Annotated in this window: 29 protein-coding genes and 1 tRNA gene; 29 read left to right on the forward strand and 1 reads right to left on the reverse strand. The window is 43.3% G+C overall.

The window, feature by feature from the left end:
- The first annotated feature begins 12 nt into the window (after positions 1–12).
- From DXA36_RS01525 to DXA36_RS01555, 7 genes are all read left to right on the forward strand, one after another.
- Complete coding sequence (locus tag DXA36_RS01525; protein ID WP_118675904.1) at positions 13–2,196, forward strand: DNA topoisomerase; 2,184 nt, start codon at positions 13–15, stop codon at positions 2,194–2,196.
- Between the two features lie 43 nt (positions 2,197–2,239).
- On the forward strand, positions 2,240–2,926 hold the full coding sequence (locus DXA36_RS01530) for a UDP-N-acetylglucosamine pyrophosphorylase (RefSeq protein WP_118675905.1): 687 nt from the start codon (positions 2,240–2,242) through the stop codon (positions 2,924–2,926).
- Positions 2,927–3,168: 242 nt separating this feature from the next.
- Entirely contained in the window at positions 3,169–4,254 is a 1,086-nt protein-coding gene (locus tag DXA36_RS01535; RefSeq protein WP_118675906.1) for an ABC transporter substrate-binding protein, read from the forward strand.
- 211 nt (positions 4,255–4,465) lie between these two features.
- The gene (locus tag DXA36_RS01540) at positions 4,466–5,386 is read left to right on the forward strand and encodes an ABC transporter permease subunit (protein WP_330424972.1); all 921 of its coding nucleotides are present in this window, start codon (positions 4,466–4,468) and stop codon (positions 5,384–5,386) included.
- Positions 5,379–6,173 carry an ABC transporter ATP-binding protein gene (locus DXA36_RS01545; RefSeq protein ID WP_118675908.1) on the forward strand — a complete coding sequence of 265 codons (795 nt, stop codon included), beginning with the start codon at positions 5,379–5,381 and terminating at the stop codon, positions 6,171–6,173. Before DXA36_RS01540 ends, DXA36_RS01545 begins: the two co-directional genes overlap by 8 nt.
- A 315-nt stretch (positions 6,174–6,488) precedes the next feature.
- On the forward strand, positions 6,489–7,181 hold the full coding sequence (locus DXA36_RS01550; protein ID WP_118675909.1) for an iron-sulfur cluster assembly scaffold protein: 693 nt from the start codon (positions 6,489–6,491) through the stop codon (positions 7,179–7,181).
- Positions 7,182–7,196: 15 nt separating this feature from the next.
- Positions 7,197–8,207, forward strand: a complete 1,011-nt coding sequence (locus DXA36_RS01555; protein WP_118675910.1) for a GGGtGRT protein — start codon at positions 7,197–7,199, stop codon at positions 8,205–8,207.
- A 122-nt stretch (positions 8,208–8,329) separates the two neighbouring features.
- Here the strand turns inward: DXA36_RS01555 and DXA36_RS01560 are convergent, their stop codons facing one another.
- A complete protein-coding gene (locus tag DXA36_RS01560; RefSeq protein ID WP_006781060.1) occupies positions 8,330–9,580 on the reverse strand; it encodes a tyrosine-type recombinase/integrase in 1,251 nt (416 codons plus the stop codon).
- Positions 9,581–9,711: 131 nt separating this feature from the next.
- On the opposite strand from DXA36_RS01560, the gene DXA36_RS34160 reads away from it, so the two are divergent.
- From DXA36_RS34160 to DXA36_RS01670, 22 genes are all read left to right on the forward strand, one after another.
- Positions 9,712–10,029 carry a DUF6431 domain-containing protein gene (locus DXA36_RS34160; RefSeq protein WP_118020341.1) on the forward strand — a complete coding sequence of 106 codons (318 nt, stop codon included), beginning with the start codon at positions 9,712–9,714 and terminating at the stop codon, positions 10,027–10,029.
- A 586-nt stretch (positions 10,030–10,615) separates the two neighbouring features.
- Positions 10,616–10,867, forward strand: coding sequence for a hypothetical protein (locus DXA36_RS01570; RefSeq protein WP_006781058.1), 252 nt, complete (start codon positions 10,616–10,618; stop codon positions 10,865–10,867).
- Between the two features lies 1 nt (position 10,868).
- Positions 10,869–11,288, forward strand: coding sequence for a hypothetical protein (locus DXA36_RS01575; protein WP_054346215.1), 420 nt, complete (start codon positions 10,869–10,871; stop codon positions 11,286–11,288).
- 241 nt (positions 11,289–11,529) lie between these two features.
- Positions 11,530–11,757 carry a hypothetical protein gene (locus DXA36_RS01585; RefSeq protein WP_054346217.1) on the forward strand — a complete coding sequence of 76 codons (228 nt, stop codon included), beginning with the start codon at positions 11,530–11,532 and terminating at the stop codon, positions 11,755–11,757.
- A gap of 150 nt (positions 11,758–11,907) precedes the next feature.
- On the forward strand, positions 11,908–12,132 hold the full coding sequence (locus tag DXA36_RS01590) for a hypothetical protein (protein WP_006781054.1): 225 nt from the start codon (positions 11,908–11,910) through the stop codon (positions 12,130–12,132).
- 48 nt (positions 12,133–12,180) lie between these two features.
- Positions 12,181–12,648 (forward strand): hypothetical protein, encoded by a 468-nt coding sequence (locus DXA36_RS01595; protein ID WP_054346218.1) that lies wholly within the window; start codon positions 12,181–12,183, stop codon positions 12,646–12,648.
- Between the two features lie 180 nt (positions 12,649–12,828).
- Positions 12,829–13,143 (forward strand): hypothetical protein, encoded by a 315-nt coding sequence (locus DXA36_RS01600; protein ID WP_006781052.1) that lies wholly within the window; start codon positions 12,829–12,831, stop codon positions 13,141–13,143.
- 58 nt (positions 13,144–13,201) lie between these two features.
- Positions 13,202–13,564 (forward strand): hypothetical protein, encoded by a 363-nt coding sequence (locus tag DXA36_RS01605; protein WP_330424961.1) that lies wholly within the window; start codon positions 13,202–13,204, stop codon positions 13,562–13,564.
- 60 nt (positions 13,565–13,624) lie between these two features.
- Positions 13,625–13,858, forward strand: coding sequence for a hypothetical protein (locus DXA36_RS01610; protein WP_054346219.1), 234 nt, complete (start codon positions 13,625–13,627; stop codon positions 13,856–13,858).
- A gap of 82 nt (positions 13,859–13,940) precedes the next feature.
- Positions 13,941–14,159: a hypothetical protein gene (locus DXA36_RS01615; RefSeq protein WP_054346220.1), complete on the forward strand. Its 219-nt coding sequence runs from the start codon at positions 13,941–13,943 to the stop codon at positions 14,157–14,159.
- Between the two features lie 63 nt (positions 14,160–14,222).
- Positions 14,223–14,293, forward strand: a tRNA-OTHER gene (locus tag DXA36_RS01620).
- 55 nt (positions 14,294–14,348) lie between these two features.
- Complete coding sequence (locus DXA36_RS01625) at positions 14,349–14,666, forward strand: hypothetical protein (protein ID WP_054346221.1); 318 nt, start codon at positions 14,349–14,351, stop codon at positions 14,664–14,666.
- Positions 14,667–14,688: 22 nt separating this feature from the next.
- Positions 14,689–15,468: a DUF6353 family protein gene (locus DXA36_RS01630; protein ID WP_054346222.1), complete on the forward strand. Its 780-nt coding sequence runs from the start codon at positions 14,689–14,691 to the stop codon at positions 15,466–15,468.
- 46 nt (positions 15,469–15,514) lie between these two features.
- Complete coding sequence (locus DXA36_RS32825) at positions 15,515–15,685, forward strand: hypothetical protein (protein ID WP_006781047.1); 171 nt, start codon at positions 15,515–15,517, stop codon at positions 15,683–15,685.
- Positions 15,686–15,721: 36 nt separating this feature from the next.
- On the forward strand, positions 15,722–16,012 hold the full coding sequence (locus DXA36_RS01635) for a hypothetical protein (protein ID WP_007868850.1): 291 nt from the start codon (positions 15,722–15,724) through the stop codon (positions 16,010–16,012).
- Positions 16,013–16,044: 32 nt separating this feature from the next.
- Positions 16,045–16,923, forward strand: coding sequence for a DUF6273 domain-containing protein (locus tag DXA36_RS01640; RefSeq protein WP_118675911.1), 879 nt, complete (start codon positions 16,045–16,047; stop codon positions 16,921–16,923).
- The gene (locus tag DXA36_RS01645) at positions 16,923–17,696 is read left to right on the forward strand and encodes a DUF6353 family protein (RefSeq protein WP_054346224.1); all 774 of its coding nucleotides are present in this window, start codon (positions 16,923–16,925) and stop codon (positions 17,694–17,696) included. Before DXA36_RS01640 ends, DXA36_RS01645 begins: the two co-directional genes overlap by 1 nt.
- Before the next feature lie 70 nt (positions 17,697–17,766).
- Entirely contained in the window at positions 17,767–18,033 is a 267-nt protein-coding gene (locus DXA36_RS01650; RefSeq protein WP_054346225.1) for a hypothetical protein, read from the forward strand.
- An 83-nt stretch (positions 18,034–18,116) separates the two neighbouring features.
- A complete protein-coding gene (locus DXA36_RS01655) occupies positions 18,117–18,323 on the forward strand; it encodes a hypothetical protein (RefSeq protein ID WP_007868844.1) in 207 nt (68 codons plus the stop codon).
- Positions 18,323–18,925 (forward strand): hypothetical protein, encoded by a 603-nt coding sequence (locus DXA36_RS01660; RefSeq protein WP_054346226.1) that lies wholly within the window; start codon positions 18,323–18,325, stop codon positions 18,923–18,925. The genes DXA36_RS01655 and DXA36_RS01660 overlap by 1 nt, the downstream gene beginning before the upstream one ends.
- A gap of 14 nt (positions 18,926–18,939) precedes the next feature.
- A complete protein-coding gene (locus tag DXA36_RS01665; RefSeq protein ID WP_054346227.1) occupies positions 18,940–19,200 on the forward strand; it encodes a DUF3310 domain-containing protein in 261 nt (86 codons plus the stop codon).
- A 2-nt stretch (positions 19,201–19,202) separates the two neighbouring features.
- Positions 19,203–20,162 (forward strand): DUF6353 family protein, encoded by a 960-nt coding sequence (locus DXA36_RS01670; RefSeq protein WP_054346228.1) that lies wholly within the window; start codon positions 19,203–19,205, stop codon positions 20,160–20,162.
- The last annotated feature ends 48 nt before the right edge of the window (positions 20,163–20,210 follow it).

Genomic DNA, 20,210 nt, shown 5'->3' on the forward strand with positions numbered 1-20,210 from the left:
AAGAGGTATAATTTGGGCAAGGATTTATTTATTGCGGAGAAACCGAGTGTTGCCCGCGAATTTGCAAAAGCGTTAAAATACAATATGAGCAACCGGGACGGCTATATGGAATCGGAACAGGCTATCGTTACCTGGTGCGTAGGGCATTTGGTGACCATGAGCTATCCGGATGCTTATGATCCGGAACTGAAAAGGTGGACGTTGAAAACACTGCCTTTTATTCCGGAGGAATATAAATACGAGGTAATACCCGGGGTACAGAAGCAGTTTGACATAGTAAGCGGCCTGCTCAACCGGGAGGATGTGACAAGAATATATGTATGCACCGACTCCGGACGGGAGGGCGAATACATTTACCGCCTGGTGGAGATGCAGGCAGAACTTCAGGGAAAAGGCGCCGGTAAGAAGGAAACTGCCGGAGAACATGGAACCTCCGGAACGCATGGAACCTCCGGAATCCTTGGAAAAGAACGGCGGCGTGTCTGGATCGATTCCCAGACGGAAGAAGAGATACTGCGGGGCATCCGGGAGGCGAAGGAATTATCCGCCTATGATAATTTATGTAACGCCGCCTACTTACGGGCGAAGGAAGATTATCTTATGGGCATCAATTTTTCACGTGTCCTGACGCTGAAATACGGTACACCAGTGAAAAATTATCTGAAAGCGGAAAAAGCAGTCATATCCGTGGGACGGGTAATGACCTGTGTCCTTGGAATGATCGTGAACCGGGAACGGGAAATCAGGCAGTTTGTCAAGACACCTTTTTACCGCGTTACAGGCCGCTTTGCCGTCGCTTCCGCAGACGGACAGACAAATGGAGGGCGCAGTTTTGAAGGGGAATGGAGGGCGGCGGAGGGTTCCGCCTGGTTCCAGTCTCCGGCTTTATATAAGGAAAATGGCTTCAAACAAAAAGAGGATGCGCAGAAGCTGCTTTCTTTTTTGGAGGAAGAACCAAAAGAAGCGCCTGTAATTGAGAAAATAGAAAAAAAGAAAGAACAGAAAAATCCGCCGCTCTTGTATAATCTTGCGGAGCTGCAGAATGACTGTTCCAAGTATTTCAAAATAAGCCCGGATGAAACGCTGCGTATCGTGCAGGAGCTTTACGAAAAGAAGCTGACCACCTATCCCAGAACGGATGCCCGTGTGCTTTCAACGGCCGTGGCAAAGGAAATACACAAAAATATCGGCGGGCTGCGCGGATTTCAGCCGGCTGGTGTTTTTGCGGCCCGGATTCTGGAGCAGAAAAGCTGGCAGGGGATAGCAAAAACCAGATATGTCAACGATAAGCAGATAACGGATCATTATGCTATTATACCCACCGGACAGGGCCTGGGGGCTCTTTCGTCTGTTTCCGGGACAGCGGCAAAGGTATACGAAATCATTGTGAGAAGATTCTTAAGTATTTTTTATCCGCCTGCCGTTTACCAGAAAATATCCCTGGTAAGTATCATGAAGGGAGAACGTTTTTTCTCCAGCTTCAAAGTACTGACCGATGAAGGTTATCTGCAGGTAAGCCAGTTTTCTTTCGCCAGAAAAAAAGAGGAAGCACCCAAAACTGAGGAAGGGAAAAAAGAAGGGCAGGAAAATGACAGCCAGGAAGAAGATATCCGGTGTGACGCGGATTTCCTGAAGGTGCTGCAGGGCCTGAAAAAAGGGGAGAAGCTTTCCTGTGAAGGGCTGGAAATCAAGGAAGGGGAAACGTCCCCGCCGAAGCGCTACAATTCAGGAACCATTATCCTTACCATGGAAAACGCAGGACAGTTTATCGAAGATGAAGAACTTCGCGCCCAGATAAAGGGGAGCGGCATCGGGACCAGTGCCACAAGGGCCGAAATCCTGAAAAAACTGGTATCTATCCAGTATCTGGCATTAAATAAGAAAACACAGATTATCACTCCCACACAGATGGGGGAGATGATATATGATGTTGTATCCGATTCCATAAAGCCCTTGCTGAATCCGGCGCTTACGGCAAGCTGGGAAAAGGGCCTTACAATGGTGGCGGAGGGGACGATAACAGAAGCGGAATACATGAAAAAGCTCACTGATTTTGTGGGGAGAAGAACAAATATTGTAAAACAGCTGAACAACCAGCAGATTCTGTACCGGCAGTTTGATGAAAATGCGAAATACTATGTGAAACAGCCTGCCAGGGCCGCAGCCCGTCAGAGCGAACCGAAAAAGGAAGCTTGAAAACCGGGAAGTTACGTGTGGTATTACACAGATAGGAGCAGACATGGAACAATGTAAAATCAGTAATCTGTATGACTTGAAGGAAACGATTGCAGCACCTGTATTGGAAGGCCGCACCTACCCATGGGAGGTCCTGCCTGAAATCAAAGCCTTTATCCTGGAACTGGGCAAAACGCTCCCTGCCGATAAATTTGATAAAATCGGAGAGGATGTCTGGATTGCCAAAACGGCTAAAGTAGCGCCGAGCGCGAATATCAACGGCCCGGCTATTGTGGATGAGGAAGCGGAAATCCGCCACTGCGCTTTTATCAGAGGAAGTGCCATTGTGGGAAAGGGCGCAGTCGTAGGTAACTCCACGGAGCTTAAAAATGTAATTTTATTTAACAAGGTACAGGTTCCTCATTATAATTATGTGGGAGACAGTATTCTGGGATACAAATCCCATATGGGAGCCGGTTCCATCACATCCAATGTAAAAAGTGATAAAACCCTTGTTGTCGTAAGGTGCAATGGAGAAGAATGCCATACAGGCCTGAAAAAATTCGGCGCCATGCTGGGAGATCATGTAGAAGTGGGATGCAATTCCGTCCTGAATCCGGGTACTGTGATAGGCAGGGGGACCAATATTTATCCTACCTCCATGGTAAGAGGTTTCGTGCCTGCCGACAGTATTTATAAAACAAAAACAGAAATATCCGAAAAGTGCCATGACGAAGGAAAAACCGACTGACAGGCAGAGGAAATGACAGGAACCGGCGGAACGTTATCTGCCGGTTCTTTTTTCATACAACGGACGACACACGGAACGCGGCATCCGCTGCTTTTCCGGCGGCAGGCCGCGTTATTATACGGAACGAGCGAATATGGAAAATTGTATTGACGAATATATATTTTTCGTGTATAGTTACTGTTAGACGCGTTAATGCTTGCACGCGCTAAAGCGTCAAACTGCAAAGAAAAGAGGAAAATGTTATGAAAAGGTTATTGGCAATCGCAACCGCCTTTACTATGACGGCAGTTATGCTGGCAGGCTGTGGAAGCAATACACAGGACAGCGCATCCAACACTTCTGCAGCGTCGGAACCCGCCGCACAGGAATCCGTCCAGCCGGAAGCGGCAGAGAGCACGGCGGCGGAAACGGGAGAAGCCGCAGGTGCCCAGGCAGATGCGGATAAGGTATACCAGATTGGAATCTGCCAGCTATTACAGCATGATGCCCTGGATGCCGCAACCCTGGGCTTCAAAGAAGCAATGATTGAGAAGCTGGGAGAAGATAAGGTAAAATTTGATGAACAGAATGCATCCGGTGATTCCGCAACCTGTGCAACAATCATTAACCAGTTTGTATCCGCAGATGTGGATCTGATTCTGGCAAATGCCACGGCATCCCTGCAGGCCGCCGCAGCAGGAACCGGCACGATCCCTATTCTGGGAACTTCCATTACCGATTATGCAACCGCGCTGGAAATCGACAGCTGGAACGGTGTTACAGGCAAGAATATTTCCGGGACATCGGATCTGGCTCCCCTGAAGGAACAGGCCGCCATGCTCAACGAGTTGTTCCCGGATGCGAAAACAGTAGGTCTGTTGTATTGCTCTGCAGAAGCGAACTCTGTATACCAGGCAGATACGATCCAGGCCTTCCTGGAGGAATATGGATACACCTGCAAGACCTATACTTTTGCAGATTCCAATGATATCGCTTCTGTAACGACCAATGCTGCCGGAGAATGCGATGTTATCTACGTTCCCACCGACAATACCTCAGCTTCCAATACGGAAGTGATCAATAACGTATGTCTCCCTGCAGGCGTTCCCATCATCGCAGGCGAGGAAGGTATCTGCAAAGGCTGTGGTGTTGCAACCCTGTCCATCAGCTATTATGATATCGGATACAAGGCCGGTGAAATGGCAGTGGATATCCTGGTTAACGGCGCAGACATTACAACAATGCCGATTGAATCTGCTCCCAATGTAACCAAGGAATACAACGAAGCTATCTGCAAGGAACTGAATATTACGGTGCCTGACGACTATGTGGCCATCAAGGCAGAATAACCAGTAGCTCCTACATAACGTGAAATGCGGATGTGTGCCTGTCGGGCACCCCACAAAAGCGGTTAAAAAGCCCTGCTTTTTTGCCGCTTTTTGTCGTCCGCCGCATTTTTAACAAAAAAAGAGATATCTTTTCAGAATGATTTCCTTTATAATAAATACCTGTGAAGCCTAAAATATATGAAGATACGGGGAGGAAAATGACGTGAACATTATGTCACTCTTTAACGCGCTGCCAGGCGCCTGCGCCCAGGGCCTTATCTGGGGAATTATGGCAATAGGGGTCTATATTACCTATAAGATTCTGGATCTGGCAGATTTGACTGTAGACGGTACCATGGCTACAGGAGGGGCCGTATGTATTATGATGATACGTGCAGGCCATTCTATCGGGATTTCCCTTTTGTTTGCGGTGCTGGCCGGTGCCCTGGCGGGACTTGTCACCGGTATTTTCCATACGACTATGGGAATACCTGCCATTCTTGCCGGAATACTGACGCAGCTGGGCCTTTATTCAGTTAACCTGAGAATTCTGGGAAACAGCTCCAACCAGGCTGTGGGAGTAGATAAATACGATTTACTTGTTTCCCTGCGCTATATTAAAGACGTACCTTTTTATCAGAACACTATTTTGATATGCATTGTTATTCTGATTATATTGATTGCCCTGCTTTACTGGTTTTTCGGTACGGAGCTCGGCTGTTCCATCCGTGCAACCGGATCCAATCCCAACATGTCCAGAGCCCAGGGAATCAATACGAACTTCTGTAAAATCCTGGGCCTCATGCTTTCCAATGGAATCGTGGCTTTCGCCAGCGCGCTGTATGCCCAATACCAGGGCTTTGCGGATGTAAACATGGGACGCGGAGCCATTGTTATCGGTCTGGCGGCTGTAATCATCGGTGAAGTTATCTTCAGCCGTGTGCGCGGTAATTTTGCTTTCAAACTGTTTTCAGCAGCGCTGGGAGCGATTATCTATTATATCGTCCTTCAGGTGGTACTGTGGCTGGGCCTGAATTCCAATGACCTGAAGCTGTTCTCCGCCCTGGTAGTGGCCCTGTTCCTTGCGATACCTTATCTGAAGGGACAATATTTTAAAAAGCCGGCTAAAAAAGGAGGTGCTCCTCATGCTTAGTTTATCCGGGATTACCAAAACATTTAATGCGGGTACCATCAACGAGAAAACAGCTCTGAACGGTTTATCCCTTGAACTGGAAGAAGGGGATTTCGTTACTGTTATCGGAGGAAACGGCGCCGGAAAATCCACCATGCTCAATGCAGTGGCAGGTGTCTTTGCCGTCGATGAAGGCAGCATTACCATAGACGGCATCAATGTAACCAAGCTGCCGGAGTATAAACGTGCCAAATATCTGGGCCGTGTATTCCAGGACCCTATGACGGGAACTGCAGCAAACATGCAGATAGAAGAAAATCTGGCACTGGCATCCAGGAGAGGGAGCTTGCGTACCCTGCGTTCCGGAATATCCCAAAAGGAACGCGCACAATACCAGGAACAGCTTAAAATTCTGGAACTGGGCCTGGAATTCCGCATGACCAGCAAAGTCGGCCTCCTTTCCGGCGGACAGCGCCAGGCACTTACCCTGCTTATGGCAACCCTGAAAAAACCCCGCCTTCTTCTTCTGGATGAGCATACGGCCGCGCTGGATCCCAAGACAGCCGCCAAGGTGCTGGAAATCACGGAAAAAATAGTGGAGAGGGATCAGCTCACCACTTTGATGATTACACACAATATGAAGGATGCGATCGCTCATGGGAACCGCCTTATAATGATGCATGAAGGACGGGTTATTTATGATGTGGCAGGAGAAGAGAAGAAGAAACTACATGTATCCGATCTTCTTAAAAAGTTCGAACAAGCCAGCGGAGGAGAATTTGCCAACGACCGCATGATGCTGAACTAAAGCCAAGGGATGATATGGCGGTCGTTTAAGACCGTATGATGCTGAACCAGGTATTATTGATATTCAAGAAGAAAAGCAGGAGCGGCGGCCGGGCGGGCCGCCGTTTTGTCTCTTTCCGTATCCTCGACAAATCTTTGACAATTTTTTTCAAAAAGGCTGGATTTTTGACCTGAAATATGAGAAAATAATACGAGCGATTAGGGACAGGTACTTTTGCGGCCTTTTTGCCGTCTGAGTATTTTGTTTTCAATAAGGTACCTTTTATCAGGTACCACTGTTTGCTAATACAATCTACATATCGAAAGGAGTTTTCACATGATCTATTCAAAAGAAGTTGAAGAAATGTGTCCAGTAGCACAAGGCGTTGCTCACGGCTGTGCTCCGATCCCTGAAGAAGCAAAATGGGTAAAATCCAAAGAAGTTAAAGACATTTCCGGCCTTACACACGGTATTGGCTGGTGTGCACCTCAGCAGGGAGCCTGCAAGCTTACTCTGAACGTTAAAGAGGGTATTATCCAGGAAGCTTTGATTGAGACAATCGGATGCTCCGGTATGACTCACTCCGCAGCTATGGCAGCAGAGATCCTTCCGGGAAGAACGGTTCTGGAAGCTTTAAATACAGACCTTGTATGTGATGCTATCAATACCGCTATGAGAGAGCTGTTCTTACAGATCGCTTACGGCAGAACACAGAGCGCGTTCTCCGAAGACGGACTTCCTGTAGGCGCAGGCCTGGAAGACCTTGGTAAAGGCTTAAGAAGCCAGGTTGGTACCATGTATGGTACTCTGAAGAAGGGGCCCCGTTATCTGGAAATGGCCGAAGGCTATGTGACCGGTATCGCCCTTGACGAAGAAGATCAGATTATCGGCTACCAGTTCGTAAGCCTTGGAAAGATGACAGACTTTATCAAGAAGGGCGACGATCCCAACACAGCTTATGAGAAAGCAAAAGGTCAGTACGGCCGTGTTGCTGATGCTGTTAAGATCATCGATCCGAGAAAGGAATAAGAGGAGGTAGCGGAAATGGCTTTATTTGAATCATATGAAAGACGTATTGATAAAATCAATGCCGTATTGAACAGCTACGGCATCGCTTCCCTTGAAGAAGCTGAAAAAATCACAAAAGATGCTGGACTCGATGTATACGACCAGGTTAAGAAAATCCAGCCTATCTGTTTTGAGAATGCTTGCTGGGCTTACATCGTAGGCGCTGCGATCGCAATTAAGAAAGGCTGTAAAAGAGCGGCTGATGCAGCAGCAGCAATCGGTGAAGGCCTTCAGGCTTTCTGTATCCCCGGTTCCGTTGCGGATACCCGTAAGGTAGGTCTCGGACATGGTAATCTTGGAAAGATGCTTCTGGAAGAAGAAACTGAATGCTTCTGCTTCCTGGCAGGACATGAATCCTTTGCAGCAGCGGAAGGTGCTATCGGTATAGCAGAAAAAGCAAACAAGGTACGTCAGAAACCCTTAAGGGTTATCCTGAATGGTCTTGGTAAAGATGCTGCTCAGGTTATCTCCAGAATCAATGGATTTACCTTTGTAGAGACTGAATATGATCCTTATACAAATACCGTTAAGGAAGTATATCGTAAAGCTTATTCCGAAGGACTTCGTGCAAAGGTTAACTGCTATGGCGCAAACGATGTTTGTGAAGGCGTTGCTATCATGCACAAAGAAGGTGTAGATGTTTCCATTACAGGTAACTCCACCAATCCCACCAGATTCCAGCATCCCGTTGCAGGAACCTATAAGAAAGAATGCCTGGAGCAGGGTAAGAAATACTTCTCCGTAGCTTCCGGCGGTGGTACAGGCCGTACACTTCATCCCGATAACATGGCGGCAGGCCCTGCTTCCTATGGTATGACGGATACGATGGGCCGTATGCATTCCGACGCACAGTTCGCTGGCTCTTCTTCCGTTCCGGCTCATGTGGAAATGATGGGGCTGATTGGCGCGGGCAATAACCCGATGGTCGGCATGACCGTGGCTGTTGCGGTTAGCATTGAGGAAGCGGCGAAGGCTGGGAAATTCTAGGAAATCCAGTAAAATTAAGGATTTAAGATGTTGTTAAAAGTAGAAAAAAGTAGGGAAATGTATGTAACTCATACATTATCCCTACACTACTTCTACACCCATATTCCTACACTAAAAACAAGCTATTTTATTTTTTCTATATCTTCTCTCAGCCATTCCAAATCTCGGACAGTATAAGTAGATTCTGTTATGTCTTGTATGGTATGTCCAACCATTTCTTTAAGTGCATACTCATCCATACCGGATTTTTTTCCCATCGTAACAAAGGTTGTTCGTGGATCATGAGGTCTATGATTCGGGTTTAGATTCAATTGACTAATCACTTTTTCAAAACGATTAGCGTATTTGTCGTACGTTACAGACCAGGAACCGGAATGTGTCTGTCCTTTATCATTAAAAAGATATTCACTATTGATAGAAATTGCAAATTTATAATTACGTTCAACGAATTTTAGGATTCTTGGATGAATAGGAACTATCCGTTGCTTCCCTGCTTCTGTCTTCATTCCAGCTTGCATATACCTTTTTTCTAAATTGACCTCGTCCAACCGTAAGGTAGCGAGTTCTTGCGGGCGCCAACCCATATAACATTGAATGAGAATCCAATCAGCAAATTTTACATTATCAACATTTTGCCACAAAACTTTCATTTCATCATCGGTAAATGGAAAGTGTTTTTTCTTGTTTTTCTCTATTTCAACAATAATGTCTCCAGAAATTTCAAATGTTCTTGCATAATTCATAGGAACGATTTCATACTCAAGAGCGTAGTCAAACATAGTATTAAATAAAGATTTTATTCTGGATTTTGTACTTGGCGATGGATGGATTTTTTCTCCTTTCTTTTTTCCTCTCGTTTCGATTCGAAATCCCTCTTCCATACATCCTTTAATGTGTCGAGCCCTAACATCTTTTGCGCGCATATCGTATATGGAAGAACAATATGTCCATGCGGAATTTACAGAACGTATATAAGTATCAGATGCATCTTTTAAGTATTCACTGAGCCATTTTTCATACAGTTCCTTTATCGTAATATCTGGTTCCAGATCATACGGGTTTTTATTGTATTCCACCAGGGCCGTATATGCATCATTGTACGTTGGAAAATATGACTCCGGTTTTAATGGTTTACATATTGGACGTCCGGTGGATGTCTTTCCAACTGTGACCATAGCTCGAAAGGGGTTCCTGAGATTCCGATTTTTGATTTCGCTTATCTGTCCGAAACCGTTAGGAAGTCGCCTTCGCTTGTTATTTTTGCTTCGAGGCTTTCGTTGTTTGATATCGGGTTGTAGCGGATAGCCACAATGCGGGCAGAAAGTAGCTTTATCGCTAACCTGTAGATCACACTCGGGGCATTTTATCAACATTCTCAATACCTCCTTAAATATTTTATAAATCGAGATTTTTGTGCGGCAAGGTTGATTTATCATCAGTAATCATATATGATAGTGTAGGAATTGTCAACTCCTACACTTAAACTTTTTAAAGGGATGGATATATGGTTAGCAATGAGGAATTAACCTGCCGGAATTGCGGAGTAAGGTTAAAGAGGTACGATAATGTATTGAGAATTGTTCGGACTAAAGGAAGAAAAACTTCATGGGTAAAAGTAAATCGGTTTCGTTGTCCTTCCTGCGGACAGATACGCAGAGAATTGCCGGATTATATTTCCCGTTATAAGCAGTACGAAGCCGAAGTGATTCGTGGCGTACTAGAGGGATTCATTACCTGCGAGACATATGGATATGAAGATTATCCATGCGAGATGACGATGGCTCGATGGAAGAATTCGCAAGAATTACAACTCCTTTTGTGAAAGACAAAATCGAAAGGAGATTCAGGATGTCAAAAGAGGAAAAACACTTACAAACTAAGATTCGTATATTCGAGGATATGCTTTTACGATGTAAGAATTTTGGTCAGGCAGAAGCGATTCAAATTGAATTGACAAGAATGAGAGCAAAACTACAAAAATTGTATTTCAAGAGAATGGAGTCCTAACAAGGGCTCTTTCTTTTTTATCGTTTGGAGAACTATTTTTAAAGGGATGGAGAATGGTTAAAAATCAAAAGAAGCCGTTGGTGGCGGCTTCTCGTGATGAATTACTTTGTGTAGCATTGCCTGTAATTCATAGGCTTTTTGGTGTCTTTATTCTTCAGAAGGAAAACCAGGTACTCGGGTAAAAGTTTGGATTCCTCTTTCGGCTTAAAGCACTTAGAATAAGAGACGTACTGCTTTTTGACCAATGACCATCACCTCCATCCCTTTAAAAATAGTTCCCCTTTCGATACTTTACATTCTAACTGTGGTTTTTCATTCAGTCAATGTAAATAGCCACTGAGGTTGTTTTAACAAATTGCGGTTCTTATCCTAGAATAGCCGTTGAAAGGAGGTAACAGCCAATGGAAGAAATTATATTTGCGCCGGGGTCTGTTCCGGTAGCGGTCGTTGCCAGGGTGTATGGGAAAGATGCTTCCTGGGTTCGAGCCGGTATCATATCCGGATGGCTTCCTATTGGAAAGGCTACTAGAAACGGAAAGTTGATTACCAATATTGAAGAGATGAATTCGAAGTATGGACGCATTAACTTTTATATTTCTCCGAAGCGGCTCTGGGAAGAAACCGGATATTTATGGAAAGGAGAGAAGCGTTAATATGGGAACAACGATTCGCCCGGAATTATCTGAGAAAAATCCATATTGGATTGAACGTCATCGCTACTATGAACTGAAGCATTTCTGTTTACAGTATCCGATATGGAAGAAAGCATACGCCGCCCTGGATGGGCTTAGCCGGCGGCCTTCTGATATGGAAGTATTTTCAAAGAACAGGGTGGTTGGCGATCCGACTGCTCGATGTGCAGAAGCTCGATCTCACTATTTAGAGCGTATGAAGACGGTCGAGCAAACGGCGATTGCGACAGATGCGGAACTATCTAATTATATTTTAAAAGGCGTAACCGAAGGGTGGTCCTACGATATATTGAAAGCTAGGTTAAATATTCCATGCTGCAAGGATGTTTATTACAACTTGTACAGACGGTTCTTTTGGTTACTGAATAAAGCGAGGGATTGAAATGAAGATTGTAGACATAGCAGTCAAGAAAGTCTATCGCTTCAACTGTCCGAATTGCCAGAGTCGATTGGAGGCGGACAGCAAAGAGGTTGTGGACATCGGAGGAAAGGTGTGTAAATTCCATTGCCCTGTGTGTCGGAAAGAACGATATATTGCCTGGTCCGACATGAGGAAGAAGATCGTGTATGAGGGCGATGGAACGCAGAAATAACATCTCCTATTGTGAAAGGAGGTTAAGTTCATGGATACTGAGAACAAGGTTTTAACTTATGCCACAGCTTTTACAGTCGTTGCGGGAGGCGTTTTAATGCTATCGTTGGTACCTGCCGCGTTGGGAATTAGACAAGTACAAAGAGCACAAGCGTTTAGTTTACTAGCGGATGGAAACCGAACGATGTCGTTATCAAAAACATACGATGCGAAAGCAGCGGCGATGCAACTAAAAACCGTTGTCGATCAAGTGATTTAACACCGATAAAGATTGAGCCAGCAATGGCTCTTTCTTTTTATCCTAGGTTAAAACACAGTACCAAGGTATCTGAAAGACATGCTATGTTGATATTTGAAAAAATCCCGGGTGGGAAATTTAGAAAAATCTTTTTGAAAGGCGGGATGGAATATGGAGCTCATTCTTTGCATGATTGTTGGTATCATTATCGGAATTGTTTTCGGACGACAGGTATTCCGAAGGGATGTCGTTGGTTCGCTGCGAATCGATCAATCTGATCCGGACAGCGGACCTTATTTGTTTTTGGAGCTGTCCCATAAGGGAGCGGATGCGATATATAAGAAAAGATATGTAGTCTTGAAAGTCAACATCAAAGATTATATTTCGCACGAATAACAAGTCCTTTTATGGAACAGTTAATGAATTCACGAAAGGAGAACTAAAATGAGTGAAAACATCAAAGAATTACTGAATGAGGAGATAGCAGCGGAGATTCAGGCGATATCTTCTCTGAATTCGGGTAGCGAAGAGAAATCAAAGGCTATAGAGGATCTGGCAAAGCTGTATCGTTTGAGAATTGAGGAAACTAAAAGTGAGCTGGACGCAGAGGATAAGCGAAGCCGGCGTACGTTGGAAAGTGAAGCGAATGTCCGAGAGAACGAGATTAAGAAATCACAGTTGGACGAACAGATCAAAGCTGACGTACAGGATGAGCAGTATAAGCGTTCTCAGCTTGACGAGCAAGTGAAGGATCGATATTTCAAACTGGGGATTGCAGCGGCAGAGCTTCTCATACCACTGATGTTCTATGGCAACTGGATGCGGAAAGGATTTAAGTTTGAAGAAACGGGAACCTATACCTCAATAACATTCAGAGGATTGTTCAATCGTTTTAGACCGACAAAGAAGTAATTAACCGGTCAGAAATGAGGAGGGCGTGATTTATACATGTCCTCTTCGTTTTTGCGTGATTTTTACAGACGCTATTATGGAAAGGAGATGCTACAAAGAGCTCTTTGTCTCTTGACCGTACACCGGAAGAAACCGTACAATAATAGCGGTTCTTTCGAAAAACGAAAGGAGATAATATTTATGAGCCACAAAATTATCAAACCCGAAGGTATTGAATTGATTGAGTACCTGAATAACGGATATGCGATTTGTAATCGGTGTGGAGCCGTCATGAGGCAAACAGAAGATCCGAAGACTGGATGCGGAGTTTATATCTGTCCATCGTGTGGATTAAAGGTGGACGAAGAGGATTACGAGTATGAGTCCGATGAAGAAGTAGAATGGACGGAAGAAATGCTCGATATGGAACAAGGAGATATTCCGCCAGCCGGATGCAGAGCCTGCGGAGGACCATATCCGTATTGCAAAACGTCATGTAAGCTATTTGATGACTAAAAATATTATTGAGAGAAGGTCTATGCTTCGGCATAGGCTTTTTCTTTTTGGAGAATAAATGATGCGATACCATTATGAAAAGCCGAACATCTATTTATCGATGTACGGGAAAGTATATTTTTGTAATCATCCGGTCTATCATTGCTGCACATTGTTTCAAATCGGAGAAAAGGGACTGGCAGTTATCCAGCAGCGATTTGATGGGAAAACGAAGAGTACCTGGTGGGGAGAAGTAGACCCATGGATTACAGATGATTTATATTTACACCCACTTTTTAAGAAATATTTTGATATGCGTTCAGGGATGGCTACGGACGGGCTTTATCCTACTGTAACGATTCGCCAGATTATGTGGGCTTTGAAAATGAAGCCGATTAAGAGGGAACGATGGGAGACTGTTTTTGACAGACGGGATATTTAGTTCGCAAAATTTACATCTTCCTTTATGAAAACAAAGATTTATTTATGAAAGGAGATCACTATGGAAATCCAGAAAACGAATAACATACCTGATGAGGACATTCAAGCATTAAGTTGGTTTGCAAATGCTTGCTACACCAAAGGATGTAGAGATACTTTGATTGGCGTAGGAATAGGTGCAGCTCTAACTATTGTTGGATGTATCGGAGCAGAGGTATATTACACATGGAAGGAAAAGAAAGAATTGAAGAAATCCATAAATGATTTTTGTACGTTTGTTGAAGAGGAGTCCTAGCAAGGGCTCTTTCTTTTTACTTCGCAAAAATCACAGCTCCTTTTATGGAAAACTGATTAAAAGCGAAAGGGGTTTAAGGGTGATGGATGAAATGAAAATCAGCTCAAAATTTACACGGATGTTGCTTTCGAAATTAGCAAAAGGGGTATTACATAAAAAACTGGGATATAACGTGGATATCCAGTTAAACGAGTTGAATGCTTCGATTTCAGACGAGAAAGCGCACGTACATGTAAGTATTGATGCGGATATGAGCAAAGAAGAACTCATGATAATTCTGAAGAAAATCGGTTTAAATTAAGAGGATTGAGCCAGCAATGGCTCTTTCTTTTTACTTCGCAAAATTTACAATTCCTATTATGGAGAAACAGTTAGCTCATTGGTAGAGCGCCACACTTCCGTGGAGGTAATCGGTTCGAGTCCGATACTGGTTCTCTTTTTATTTTTTTATCAATCAAGAAAGGGGGATTTTAAGGAGGTGGTCAGAAATTTGAGTTTGGACGAATTGGCGTTGATTCTATGCGATATGTACGAAATGGACGAATGGTTACCAAATCCGGTATTCGACAAGAAAGAGTTCACTAGGGTGAGCAATACATTGTGGGCGATTGGAGAATTTCGAAATTATGTAGCTGATCATATTTTTTCCCAGACCCAAACGTCCATAAAAAATTTAGAAGCGATGGCTCAATCATTTACAGAAAAAATGGATGACTTTGCTTCTATGAATCAACAGAACAGTTCTATATTTACCACCGCTAAGATGGTTGGAGAAAATATTCAAGATCTGTTATATGCCATGGAATAGGATAAAACGAAAGGAGAACATTATGCAAAAAGTTAAAATCTTGAAAAGAGTCGGGCGTCAATTATATCGCTCATCTCCGACAATTTTAACGGTAGTAGCTTCTATTGGAGTCATTGCAACAACCATTACGGCTGTTCAGGCAACCCCTAAAGCAATAAAACTGTTGAAAGAGGCAGAGCTGGAGAAGGGCGAAAATCTAACTAAATTAGAAATCGTCCGAGTAGCGGGGCCGACTTATATTCCTTCTGTACTGCTGGGAGTTTCAACTATTGCTTGTATCTTTGGAGCGAATGCATTAAATCAAAAGAAACAGGCTTCTTTGATGAGTGCATACGTTATGCTCAATGAATCCTATAAGCAATATCGGAAGTCAGCCAAGACAGTTTACGGAGAGGATGCGGATGATAAAATCCATGCGGAAATGGCGAAAGATGCCATGGTGTCTTCCTACGACTGGGGTTATCAGGTTTACAACATGGACATGGATTCTGAAAGTGAACGGTTGCTTTTCTATGATCTTGCCTCAAAGAAGTATTTTAGAACCACAATGGCAGCGGTGTTAAACGCTCAATATCATGTAAATCGGAATCTTTCCATTAAAGGCGATTGTTCATTAAATGAATACTTGTCATTTTTAGGTGTCGAAGGCATAGACGGAGGCGATGAACTCGGATGGGATATCAGCTATATGGTAGAAGAAATGGATTGCTATTGGTTGGATTTTGATAATTACAAATCAACGTTGGAAGATGGCTTGGAGTGCATCATTATAGACACGATGGCGGTCAACAAATTTGAATGATTCGCAAAAATTACAGACCGTATTATGAAAAGGAGGCTAATGCTTTATGAAAAACAAAAATTTTATCAAAGCCATTGGGATTGCAGTTACGGTGATCGGATTTGGAGTAAGTATTCTTACCGATTGGGTAAACGAAAAGAAAATGGATGAGAAAATTGAAGAAAAGGTAAACGAGGCACTTGCCAAAAAAGATGATGAAAACGAAGAGGAGTCCTAACAAGGGCTCTTTCTTTTTAGTTTGGAGCAAGTGCTGATGAATGATGAGGCTATTCAAAAAATCATGAATTATACGAATATGCATCTGTTTGAACCGGGAGAAAATTGGCCTAAATCAGCCATTATGGAACGTTCGTATGAACGGTGGGCGGTTGACGAGATTCTACTGGCCATTATGGATCATCCGATGACAGAAGCCGATTTAGTGATAGAAGGGTTTATATTGAAAATGGAACTTTTTCTTTACCTGTCGGAAAATCCAGCAAATAACCACATATTTCAAGTTGCAGAAAATACGGCCGAGACACTTCTCGGTCTTATTTTATAACCACAAATTTTATTTTCGAAAGGAGAAACATTATGAAGGCATTAAGAAAGCAGAAAATCGAAACAGCAAACATTCAGGTAGGAGATCAGATGGTCATTCCGCTGGCAGAGCTTGGAGAGTTTACCGCGACCGCTCACAAGGTTACGGACGAGGGCGTCATGTTTATATTTGACGAATATGTTACCTGCCGGCCGATGAATAACTGCTCTACAAAAAAAGGCGGGTTTGAAAAGTCCGATCTGAAGAAGTGGATGGATACAGTTCTGTTTATGGCGTTTCCAGAAGAGTTGCGTGATAAGATTTACGGACTTACTATTCCAACTGTTGGACAGATTGTTGGTCACGAAGACGAATGGGATAACAAGAATCTGGAACCAGATAGCGATGAACAGCTGCCTTTGATGAAAGAGTGCAAGAATCGAATTGCTTGTTTTGAAGATCAGCTTACGTGGGGATGGCTGAGAAATGCTACAAAAGAGGAGTTTTCTTCGGCTTATTTCGCTTATGTGAGCAGCGGTGGCAATGCGAACTGCTCCGGCGCTTCGTCCTCTTTTGGGGTTCGTCCGGAATTCTGGTTGGTTAAGCAGGAATCCAGGGGCCCTGTGCCCCGTAGATCTGGCCGTTATCCTTGGGGCTTTGATGCTGGTTCAGAAGACATTCTGCATTATTGTCAGAATGATGTAATGGTTACAAAAGAAGCAGCGTTAAAGATGGAAATTTGGAATAAAGAAAATGAGATTGATACTCTGAAAAAGGAAATTGAGAAGTTAGAAAAATATAAGCAGTACGATAAAGCAACAGCGGAAACCAAAGTAATTATGGACAGCTTTGTTCGTGCCGGCTTTACTGAGAATCAGGCTCTTGACATGGTTAAAACGATATTCAGTGTGATATTTGGAGGAATGAGATAATGAATAAATCGAACATATCAAAAGTTTTGTCGTCAGTTCGAACATCCATGGCAAAGCACAGCCCTGAAATTCTTACAGGAATTGGTATTGCCGGTATGATCACAACGACTGTCATGGCGGTCCGGGCAACGCCGAAAGCACTGATTCTCATTGAGGAAAGAAAAGAGGAAATTGGAGCCGAGGAGCTTGAAGTCGCGGATGTGGTAAAAACAACTTGGTTATGTTATATTCCGGCAGCGATTACGGGAACCCTCTCCATTGCATGTTTAATTGGAGCCAGCTCAGTAAACGCTAAACGGAATGCAGCACTTGCAACGGCATATACCTTATCGGAATCCGCTCTCAAGGATTATCAGGGAAAAGTCGTTGAGATGTTCGGAGAGAAGAAGCACGAAACTGTGAAAGATGCCGTTGCAAAGGATAAAATCGAGAAAAATCCAGTGGTAACAAGAGAGGTAATCATTACAGAAAAGGGAAATACGCTCTGCTATGACGCGATTTCTGGCAGATATTTTAAAGGCGATATCGACAAAATTAAGAAAGCGGAATGTGAATTAAATCGTCAGATGCGCGATGAGATGTATGTATCCTTAAATGATTTCTACTACGAAGTCGGTCTGGATAATATCAAAATCGGCGATGAGTTGGGATGGAATATTGATAATGGGTATATTAATCTATCATTTAGTTCTCAATTGGCCGGCGATGGAACTCCCTGCCTGGTGATTGATTACAGTATTGCTCCGAGATACGATTTCAGTGAGCTGATGTGACGCGCGAAAAAAACAGTGGCTTTAATGGAAGAAGAACCACACATTTTCAAAAATTGAAAGGAGAATAAACATGGAAACCAATGAAATCATGAACAACGAAGAGGTTATGGAGACAGCCACAGAGGAAATCGTTAAAGCGAGTTCTGGTAAGGGGGTTAAGGTTGCGGCCGGTATCGGTTTAGCCGTACTTGCAGGTGTTGTAATCTACAGGTATGTTGGTAAGTCGATGATTGCCAAAATCAAAGCTCAGAAGGAGCAGCAGATTATCGATGCTGAGTGGGATGAACCCGAAGAACCAATCATTGAGAATGAAAAAGAGGATTCCGAAGAAGCCTAAACGAAAAAATGTGTTTCAACACGAGGGAGAGTACCTGTAACAAGGTGCTTTCCCCTTTTTTCTTTTATCCGGAGGTGAAATTTATGAACATGTATTCGTATGATGGCCCAGTTATGGAATTTGACAATTGTGTTGCAAATCGCTGGATTGCTTCTACACGGGCAGTTTCAGAAAAGAAAGCAAGGTCAAACCTTACTTATCAGTTTAAAAAGAAAAACAACCGACTTCCGGGTACAAAGATTATATTGCCTGGAAAGATCAGTTTGGTGAGCGGAAAGGAGACAACTTAATGGAGGAATATAAGCCGAATTCCCACAAATCAAAGGAGGAGCAGAAAAATCTTGTTCCTGAAAAACGTGTAGAGAAAGTGATTTCCGGGACGGTAAAATCAAAGAAAAAATCAGAAATGCAGAAGTTTGCAGATGTATTCATTTCTGAAGATGTCAATAACGTAAAATCTTATATTGTGATGGATGTTCTGGTGCCGGCAATAAAAAAGGCAATTTCCGATATAGTTACCAATGGTATTGATATGATCCTCTATGGAGAAACTGGGAAGTCAAAAAAGAACTCTACAGCATCCAAGGTATCCTATCAGAAGTATTACGACAGCGGAAAGAAAGATTATACAGCACCGAAGAGCCGGACGAGCTACGAATATGATGAGCTTTTATTCGAAACTCGTGGAGATGCGGAATCGGTATTAGACGCCATGAACGAAATTATTGCACAGTATGAGGTAGTTAGTGTTGCAGATCTTTATGATTTGGCAAACGTGTCCAATGACAATTATGCTGCCAATAAATACGGATGGACTGATATTGCTGGATGCAGGGCGGTTCGAGTAAGGGATGGTTATATTTTAAAATTGCCTAAACCAACGCCGTTGTAAAGGAGGGATTCAAGATGTATGAGTCAAAAGACAGGATGGTATCTCATCCGGATCATTATATTTCCGAAACGGGTATGGAAGTTATTGATGTAATCGAAGCCTTTACTTCTGATTTAAAGGGGATTGAGGCTACCGATACCGCAAACATCATCAAATACGCTTGCCGTTGGAAGAAGAAAAACGGAGTCCAGGATTTGGAGAAAATCCTTTGGTACACGCAGCATCTGATCGACCATTTAAAGAAAACAGAAAAAGTAGAAGAGGAGAATAAATAATCATGAAAAAAGCAGAGATTGTAAAGAGCATGAATGGTTTTCTTAGTAAAACCAGTTTCCAGTTAAAGAAGCATAGTCCGGAGATTCTCGTTGTGGCTGGAGTTATCGGCGTGGTTACAAGTGCGGTAATGGCTTGTAAAGCAACGACAAAAGTGGGTGAAATTCTGGACAAGACAAAAGAAGATGTCGAAACAATTCATAAATGTGAAGCAGACGAATCCGTGAAGGAGCGGTATTCCAGCGAGGATGCCCAAAAAGATTTGGCGATTGTTTATGTTCAGATCGGTATGAAATTTGCCAAACTGTATGGGCCTTCAGTCATACTCGGTGCATTGTCAATCACCAGTATTTTGGCATCTAATAACATTCTTCGTAAGAGAAATGTAGCTCTAAGTGCGGCTTATGCAGCTATTGATAAAGGATTTAAAGAGTATCGCAGCCGTGTGATCGAACGATTTGGCGAAGAGGTTGACCGTGAACTGAAATATAATCTCAAAGCCAAAAAGTTTGATGAAACGGTTATCGATGAAGAGACTGGAAAAGAGAAGAAAGTTAAGAAGAATGGTTTTGTGGTAAGTCCGGCGGATATCAGCGGTTATGCCAGATTCTTTGAAAAGTACACGCAGGATGAGGATGGAAATTCCATTCTTAATCCTCATTGGGAAAGCAACAATGAATATAATTTGATGTTCATCAAAGCCCAAGAGCGTTATGCAAACGACTTGTTGAAAGCAAAGAAGCGCGTATTTCTGAATGAAGTCTATGAGATGCTCGGACTTCCGAGAACAAAAGCCGGACAGATTGTTGGTTGGGTTTATAATCCGGAAAATTCTAAAGGAGATAATTACATTGATTTCGGTCTGTATTCTGATAATCTAAGTTATTCGGATTATGTCAATGGATTCGACCAGGCAATCCTTTTGGATTTTAATGTGGATGGGAACATCTGGGATTTGATGTGAGAGATAAATTTATAACTATCCCTAGGAGTTATTACGATTCTTGGGGAT

The sequence above is a fragment of the Eisenbergiella sp. OF01-20 genome, from assembly GCF_003478085.1.
Classification (GTDB): domain Bacteria; phylum Bacillota; class Clostridia; order Lachnospirales; family Lachnospiraceae; genus Eisenbergiella.